Raw genomic sequence first — 7,598 nt, forward strand, 5'->3', positions numbered from 1 at the left:
GGGTGCGCGGCGACCGCGGGCCCGACTGCTGGTCTGCGACGACGTGCTCACCACCGGGTCGACCGCGCGGGAGGCGCAGCGCGCCCTCGAATCGGTGGGCCTGGCAGTGGCCGGCCATGCCGCGATCGCGGCCACCCGGCGGCGGTCCCGACCGGCCGGGCCGCTCGGGGACCTCGGTCCCTTTTGATTGCCCGGACGTTCGACTAACGTCTGTGCATGGAGTCCGTCCGGGTCCGTGGTTGCGTCGTCGGGACGCCCGGGTCCGCTCGGGAGTCAGGTCGGCAAGCCGATGCCAGTCGCAGGCGAAGCGGTCCACGTAAGGCGCCTTCCGCCGGTCTCCGGGGGGAGCGCCGATCACGGTGCGGCTTAGAGGTAAGTCCTGCCTCGGCCCCGTCGCCAGATGCGACGCCGGTCGGGAGAAGGTCAGTAGTGGCAGACAAGCTGCGAGCACCTCAGCAGGCGGTTGTGGGGTCGAAGACCAGGTCGGCCGGACGGACTCCTCTCCACCCGAGCACCGGGCCTCGCATCGGAGGTGCCGGGGCGTCGGCCTGCCCGCAGGAGGGCTGTGCCGGACGCTGAACATCGCTGAAACCAACTGTGCAACGGGAGGTTCACATGGAAGTTGTGGTCACCGGTCGTCACTGCGACATCTCCGACAGGTTCCGCAGTCACGTCGAGGAGAAGCTGGGGAAGCTCGAGAAGCACGACCATCGCATCATCCGCGTGAACGTCGAGGTCGAGTGTGAGCGCAACCCGCGACAGGCGGACCGTGCGGTCCGGCTCCAGCTGACGGCGTTGTCGAAGGGCCCGGTGATCCGTGCCGAGGCCACCGCGGCCGACAAGATGGCCGCGCTGGACCTCGCCCTGGACAAGATGGCGGCACAGATGCGTCGTGCCTCGGACCGCAGGCGGGTGCATCGTGGACGCCGTACGCCGGTCTCGGTCGGCCAGGCCCTCGCCGACCAGGCCGAGGGAGCCGGCGAGGCGGGTGCCGACGAGCAGGTGACCACGCACGAACGCCGGGTCGGTCCGATCGAGGTCGCCGGCGACGGCCCGTTGGTGGTCCGCGAGAAGACCCACGCGGCCAGCCCCATGACGCTCGACCAGGCGTTGTACGAGATGGAGCTGGTGGGCCACGACTTCTACCTCTTCGTGGACAAGGAGAGCGACCGCCCCTCGGTCGTCTACCGGCGCCGTGGCTATGACTACGGCGTGATCTCGTTGGAGGTCGAGCCGAACGCGTGAGACCGGCGCCGGGTCCCCGGACCCGGCCCGAGCGAGGTGACCGGAGTGGCCCGAACGGGCCACTCCGGTTGCATTTGCAACCACCCGTCCGCGCACGTCATCAGGCCCGATCGTGCCATGATGCGCAGGTGGGAGACGCAACGACTGACGCCGGCCGGGAGCCGATCCGGGTGCTCGTGGTCGATGACCAGGAGCTGTTCCGCCGGGGCCTGACCATGCTGCTCGGGACCGAGTCGGGGATCGAGGTGGTCGGCGAGGCCGGTGACGGCGTGGAGGGCACCACCCTCGCCGAGACCGCCGCGCCCGACGTGGTGCTGCTCGACATCCGGATGCCGAAGCGCTCCGGGATCGAGGCGTGCCTGGCGATCAAGGAGGCCGTCCCGTCGGCCAAGATCATCATGCTCACCGTCTCCGACGAGGAGGCCGACCTCTACGAGGCGGTCAAGAGCGGCGCCTCGGGCTACCTGCTCAAGGACTCCTCGATCGACGAGGTCGCCCAGGCCGTCCGTGTCGTCGCCGACGGCCAGTCGCTGATCAGCCCGTCGATGGCGATCAAGCTCATCGACGAGTTCAAGCAGATGTCGCGCCCCGAGCGCGACCACGTGCCCGGGCTGCGACTCACCGAGCGCGAGCTCGAGGTGCTCCGCCTGGTCGCCAAGGGCATGAACAACCGTGAGATCGCCAAGGAGCTGTTCATCAGCGAGAACACGGTCAAGAACCACGTGCGCAACATCCTCGAGAAGCTCCAGCTCCACTCGCGCATGGAGGCGGTCATGTACGCCGTCAAGGAGAAGCTGCTTGAGCTCCCCTAGGACTGACCGAGGAACGAGGTCAGTCCTAGGCCCAGGAGCCAGGTCGAGTAGCCCCGCGGCTGAGGAACGAAGCCGCGACGGGCGTATCGAGACAGCGGTGAGCCGAGAGTCGGTCTTGTCGCTGACAGTGGTCTCGATACGCTCGCTGGCGCTCGCTACTCGACCAGCGAACGGCGCTGGCTACTCGACCAGCGAACGGCGCTCGTTCGGGACGGTGGTTTCGAGGCTCGCTGCGCTCGCACCTCAACCACCGTCGGCGCGCTCCTCTAGGGTCCACCCGTGGTCGACTCGCTGAGCAACGCGCAGGCCCGCCGGATCGCGCTGGCCGCCCAGGGCTTCCTCGACAAGCCGCACGCCGCGCCGACGATGCGCACGCTCCAGCGCACCCTCGAGCGCACCGGCGTGCTGCAGGTCGACTCGGTCAACGTGCTCCAGCGCGCGCACTACATGCCGCTCTACTCCCGCATGGGTCCCTACGACGTCGAGCTGCTGCGCCGGGCCGCCGAGCGCCGGCCGCGGCGGATCGTGGAGTACTGGGCGCACGTCCAGGCGCTCATGCCCGTCGAGCTGTGGCCCGTCATGCAGCACCGGATGGCCGCCTACCGCGCCAAGCGCGGCAAGTGGGGCTTCGTCGTCGGGGACGACGGCCTCGAGCAGAGCCTGCTCGAGGAGATCCGCGAGCGCGGCGCCTCCACCGCCCGCGACCTCGACGACGGCCTCCCCCGCGAGAAGGACAACTGGGGCTGGAACTGGTCCGAGACCCGCAAGGTCCTCGACTACCTCTACATGTCCGGCGCGGTGGCGATCGCCGGCCGCAACACCCAGTTCGAGATCCGCTACGACCTCCCCGAGCGGGTGCTGCCGGCCGAGGTCCTGGCCCGGCCGACCCCGTCCCTCGAGGACGCCAACCGCGAGCTGGTCCGGCGGGCCGCCCGCTCGCACGGGGTAGCGACCGTCCAGGACCTGCGCGACTACTACCGCATGTCGGTGGCCGACACCGCCCTCGCGGTCGGCGCCCTGGTGGAGGAGGGCGAGCTGCTCCCGGTGCAGGTGGAGGGGTGGTCCCGGCCGGCGTACCTGCACCGGGACGCCCGGCTGCCTCGCCGGGTCCGGGCGCGAGCGCTGCTGAGCCCGTTCGACCCGGTGGTGTGGGAGCGAGCGCGCACCGAGGCTCTGTTCGACTTCCACTACCGCATCGAGATCTACGTGCCTGCCGAGAAACGGGTGCACGGCTACTACGTGCTGCCGTTCCTGCTCGGCGACCGGATCGTGGCCCGGGTCGACCTCAAGGCCGACCGTCAGCACGACGCCGGCGCGGGCCGGCTCCTGGTGCGGGCGGCGTACGCCGAGCCCGCTGCTCCCAGCGAGACCGCCGAGGAGCTCGCCCTCGAGCTGGGGCGGCTGGCCGGCTGGCTCGGGCTCCGCTCGATCGCGGTCGAGCCGCGTGGTGACCTGGCGCCGGCGCTGGCCGCCGTCGTCGGGAGCCGGTTGGGTTAGGGAGCCCTCGTGCGCCTGGGTAGAGTGGCGAAGGTCTGTCTACACCCCATTCAGGAGTCCGTGCCTCGTGCCTGCCATTCTCGACAAGATCCTCCGCATCGGCGAAGGCAAGATCCTGCGCCAGCTCGAGGCCATCGCGCAGGCGGTGAACGCCATCGAGGACGACTTCGTCGCGATGAGCGACGCCGAGCTCCAGGGGATGACCGCTGAGTTCAAGGAGCGGCTCGCGGCCGGCGAGAGCCTCGACGACATCATGCCCGAGGCGTTCGCGACCGTCCGCGAGGCCGCCCGCCGCGTGATCGGCCTGCGCCCGTTCGACGTCCAGGTCATGGGCGCCGGCGCGCTGCACCTCGGCAACATCGCGGAGATGAAGACCGGTGAGGGCAAGACCCTGGTCGCGGTGCTGCCGTCGTACCTCAACGCGCTGTCCGGCAAGGGCGTCCACGTCGTCACCGTCAACGACTACCTCGCGAAGTTCCAGTCCGAGATGATGGGCCGCGTCCACCACTTCCTGGGCCTCACCGTCGGCGTGATCCTCCCGGAGATGCGCCCCGACGAGCGCCGCGCGGCCTACAACTGCGACATCACCTACGGCACCAACAACGAGCTCGGGTTCGACTACCTGCGCGACAACATGGCCGGCTCGATCGAGGAGTGCGTCCAGCGCGGACACAACTACGCGATCGTCGACGAGGTCGACTCGATCCTCATCGACGAGGCGCGGACCCCGCTGATCATCAGCGGCCCGACCCAGGACGAGGTGCACTGGTACGCCGAGTTCGCGAAGGTCGCCCGCAACCTGGTCCGCGACGAGGACTACGAGGTCGACGAGAAGAAGCGCACGATCTCGGTCCTCGAGCCCGGCATCACCAAGGTCGAGGACCACCTCGGCATCGAGAACCTCTACGAGTCGGCCAACACGCCGCTGATCTCCTTCCTCAACAACTCGATCAAGGCCAAGGAGCTCTTCCACAACGACAAGGAGTACGTCGTCATCAACGGCGAGGTGCTCATCGTCGACGAGCACACCGGCCGCATGCTCGCGGGCCGCCGCTACAACGACGGCCTCCACCAGGCGATCGAGGCCAAGGAGGGCGTGCAGGTCCGCGAGGAGTACCAGACGCTCGCGACCGTCACGCTGCAGAACTACTTCCGCCTCTACGACAAGCTCTCCGGCATGACCGGTACGGCCATGACCGAGGCCTCCGAGTTCGACAAGATCTACAAGCTCGGCGTCGTCCCGATCCCGACCAACAAGCCGATGGCGCGCGTCGACCAGGCCGACCTCGTCTACCGCACCGAGGAGGCGAAGTACGACGCGGTCGTCCAGGACATCGCCGACCGCCACGAGAAGGGCCAGCCCGTGCTCGTCGGCACGGTGTCGGTCGAGAAGTCGGAGTACCTCTCCGGCAAGCTGAAGAAGCGCGGCATCCCGCACTCCGTGCTCAACGCCAAGGTGCACGCCGACGAGGCGAAGATCGTCGCGCTCGCCGGTCACAAGGGCGCGGTCACCGTCGCGACCAACATGGCCGGTCGAGGCACCGACATCATGCTCGGTGGCTCGGTGGAGTTCCTCGCCGACGCCGAGCTGCGCAAGCGCGGGCTCGAGCCGGCGGGGGAGACCGCCGCGGAGTACGAGGCCGAGTGGCCCGGCACCGTCGAGCGGATCAAGGCCCAGGTCGCCAACGAGCACGACGAGGTCCGCGAGCTCGGCGGCCTCTACGTCGTCGGCACCGAGCGCCACGAGTCCCGGCGCATCGACAACCAGCTGCGCGGCCGGTCGGGTCGTCAGGGCGACCCGGGCGAGTCGCGGTTCTACCTCTCGCTCCAAGACGAGCTGATGCGGCTGTTCAAGTCCGACTGGGTCGACCGGGTGCTCCAGGTGCTGAAGATCCCCGACGACGTCCCGATCGAGAACAAGCGGGTCACGAACGCGATCGCCAACGCGCAGGGCCAGGTCGAGTCGCAGAACTTCGAGTCCCGCAAGAACGTCCTCAAGTACGACGACGTCATGGACCGGCAGCGCAAGGTGATCTACGCCGAGCGTCGTGAGGTCCTCGAGGGCAAGGACCTCCAGGAGCAGATCCGCGGCTTCATCGACGACACGATCGCGGGCTACGTCAACGGTGCCACCGAGGAGTTCGCCGAGGAGTGGGACCTCGAGGCGCTGTGGACCGCGCTGCGGCAGATCTACCCCGTGGGCGTGGACTACCGCACCCTCGAGGAGGAGGCCGGTGGCCGCGCGAACATGGATCGCGACGAGCTCATCGCGATCCTCCAGAAGGACGCCCACGAGGCCTACGACCAGCGCGAGGCCGAGATCGGCGACACCGTGATGCGCGAGCTCGAGCGGCGCGTGCTGCTCTCGGTGCTCGACCGCAAGTGGCGCGAGCACCTCTACGAGATGGACTACCTCCGCGAGGGCATCTACCTGCGCGCCTACTCCCAGCGCGACCCGCTGGTCGAGTACCAGCGCGAGGGCTTCGAGATGTTCGCCGCAATGATGGACGGCATCAAGGAGGAGTCGGTCGGGTTCCTGTTCAACCTCGAGGTCTCCGTCGATGTCGAGGAGGAAGAGGACGAGGAGGTCGAGGAGGTCCTCGAGCCGATGCGTCAGCCGGTGCCGGCCTTCGACCAGTCCGGCGAGCAGGTCCAGGGCGGGTCCCGCGAGACCCCGCAGATCCGGGCCAAGGGGCTCGAGCGGCCCAGCCAGCCCACGAAGCTCTCCTACTCGGCTCCAAGCGAGGACGGCGAGGCGGAGGTCAAGGGCACGCCGGCGTCCAACGCCGACGACGAGTTCGCGGGCGTCGGGCGCAACGACCGCTGCCCGTGCGGCTCCGGCAAGAAGTTCAAGCAGTGCCACGGGCGCCCCGGCGGCCCGACGGGCCTGACGGCTCGTATCAGCTGAGGCCACCCCGGCGGTCGAGGTGCAATGGCGCGCTGGCGCCTGTCTCGAGACCACCCGGCTGACAACGACGGCGGTGATCTTCGGATCACCGCCGTCTGTCGTCTCACTGAGTCTCGACGCGCTCGCGCGACCTCGTCCCTCGGTCGCGTCGCTTGCTCGACCTCGTCTCGCGACGCGGCCCGCTCCTTCGTCGCGGCCCGCTGCTCGCTTGATTTCGACGCGCTCGCGCGACCTCGTCCCTCGGTCGCGTCGCTTGCTCAACCTCGTCTCGCGACGCGGCCCGCTCCTTCGTCGCGGCCCGCTGCTCGCTTGATCAGGCCCACTCCAGGGCGGTGCAGCACCAGCGCTGGCCGGTGGCCTCGAAGCGGGCGGCGAGCGCGCGGGAGCGCTCGCCGTACCGCACGTGCGCGCTGACCTCGACCACCTCACGGGAGAGGAAGCACGCGTGCACGCCCAGCACCTTGGGGCGCACCGGCTGGACCCGGCCCTGGCCGGGGTGGTGGCGCCCGGCGCGGGCGACGAGCTGGGCGCGGCGATCGAGGTTCTCGTAGACCTCCCGCGAGGTCCAGCGCAGCAGCTGGGAGACCGGCCGGTCGCCGCCGACGATCTCCACCGCGGCCTGGGTGTAGCGGCGCGCCCACTGCTCCAGCCCCCGACGGAGCGGTTGCTCGATCGCGATCACGTCGGCGGCCGCGTGGCTGCCGCCGGACGCGGGCTGCGGTGGGTCGAAGCGCGGCTGGAGGTCGAGGGCCAGCGTGCCCTGGACGCTGGCGACGGGGACCGGTGCCCGCAGCGGGACGACGGTCTCGCGGGTCTGCGGGCGGGGTGCCGGGTGGTCGGTCACGATGTCTCCTCGGGTCGGTCGGCGGGGAGCCGAAGGCGGGTGTCGGGGTGGATCAGGCCCGGGTCGGCGCCGATGGCCGCCCGGTTGAGCGCGTAGATCTCCGGCCACCGGCGTGCATCGCCGAGGTGCACCGCGGCCAGCTCCCACAGCGAGTCGCCGTGGCGCACGACGACGGTGCGGGCCTCCTCGCCGCAGGCGGGTCGGACCGGGCCGGTGGCCCGCAGCGCGTGGCCCGGGAGACCGACCGCGCGGTCGGGGAACGGCAGTCCGGCGAGCACCGCCGGGGGCCGCC

The 7,598-nt window shown here is 70.1% G+C and carries 6 protein-coding genes and 1 pseudogene; 5 read left to right on the forward strand and 2 right to left on the reverse strand.

The window, feature by feature from the left end; all coding sequences use genetic code 11:
• From VGD85_RS06695 to secA, 5 genes and pseudogenes are all read left to right on the forward strand, one after another.
• A pseudogene (locus VGD85_RS06695) lies at nucleotides 1–187 on the forward strand (ComF family protein); the annotation flags it as partial.
• A 428-nt stretch (nucleotides 188–615) separates the two neighbouring features.
• Nucleotides 616–1,245, forward strand: coding sequence for a ribosome hibernation-promoting factor, HPF/YfiA family (hpf, locus tag VGD85_RS06700; RefSeq protein ID WP_331062671.1), 630 nt, complete (start codon nucleotides 616–618; stop codon nucleotides 1,243–1,245).
• A 128-nt stretch (nucleotides 1,246–1,373) separates the two neighbouring features.
• Nucleotides 1,374–2,057 (forward strand): response regulator transcription factor, encoded by a 684-nt coding sequence (locus tag VGD85_RS06705; RefSeq protein WP_331062672.1) that lies wholly within the window; start codon nucleotides 1,374–1,376, stop codon nucleotides 2,055–2,057.
• Nucleotides 2,058–2,336: 279 nt separating this feature from the next.
• Nucleotides 2,337–3,554, forward strand: coding sequence for a winged helix-turn-helix domain-containing protein (locus VGD85_RS06710; protein WP_331062673.1), 1,218 nt, complete (start codon nucleotides 2,337–2,339; stop codon nucleotides 3,552–3,554).
• 67 nt (nucleotides 3,555–3,621) lie between these two features.
• Nucleotides 3,622–6,462, forward strand: coding sequence for a preprotein translocase subunit SecA (gene secA / locus VGD85_RS06715; protein ID WP_331062674.1), 2,841 nt, complete (start codon nucleotides 3,622–3,624; stop codon nucleotides 6,460–6,462).
• 313 nt (nucleotides 6,463–6,775) lie between these two features.
• Here the strand turns inward: secA and VGD85_RS06720 are convergent, their stop codons facing one another.
• Both VGD85_RS06720 and VGD85_RS06725 read right to left on the reverse strand, forming a co-directional pair.
• A complete protein-coding gene (locus tag VGD85_RS06720; RefSeq protein ID WP_331062675.1) occupies nucleotides 6,776–7,306 on the reverse strand; it encodes an Rv3235 family protein in 531 nt (176 codons plus the stop codon).
• The coding region (locus tag VGD85_RS06725; protein WP_414690768.1) for a LysM peptidoglycan-binding domain-containing protein at nucleotides 7,303–7,598 on the reverse strand (296 nt) is incomplete at its 5' end. The genes VGD85_RS06720 and VGD85_RS06725, both read right to left, overlap by 4 nt.

Source organism: Nocardioides sp. (genome assembly GCF_036401255.1).
Classification (GTDB): domain Bacteria; phylum Actinomycetota; class Actinomycetes; order Propionibacteriales; family Nocardioidaceae; genus Nocardioides.

What these genes read in the sequence shown, in the direction of transcription:
- hpf (WP_331062671.1), top strand. Translation starts at nt 616, where the DNA reads ATGGAAGTTGTGGTCACCGGTCGTCACTGCGACATCTCCGACAGGTTC.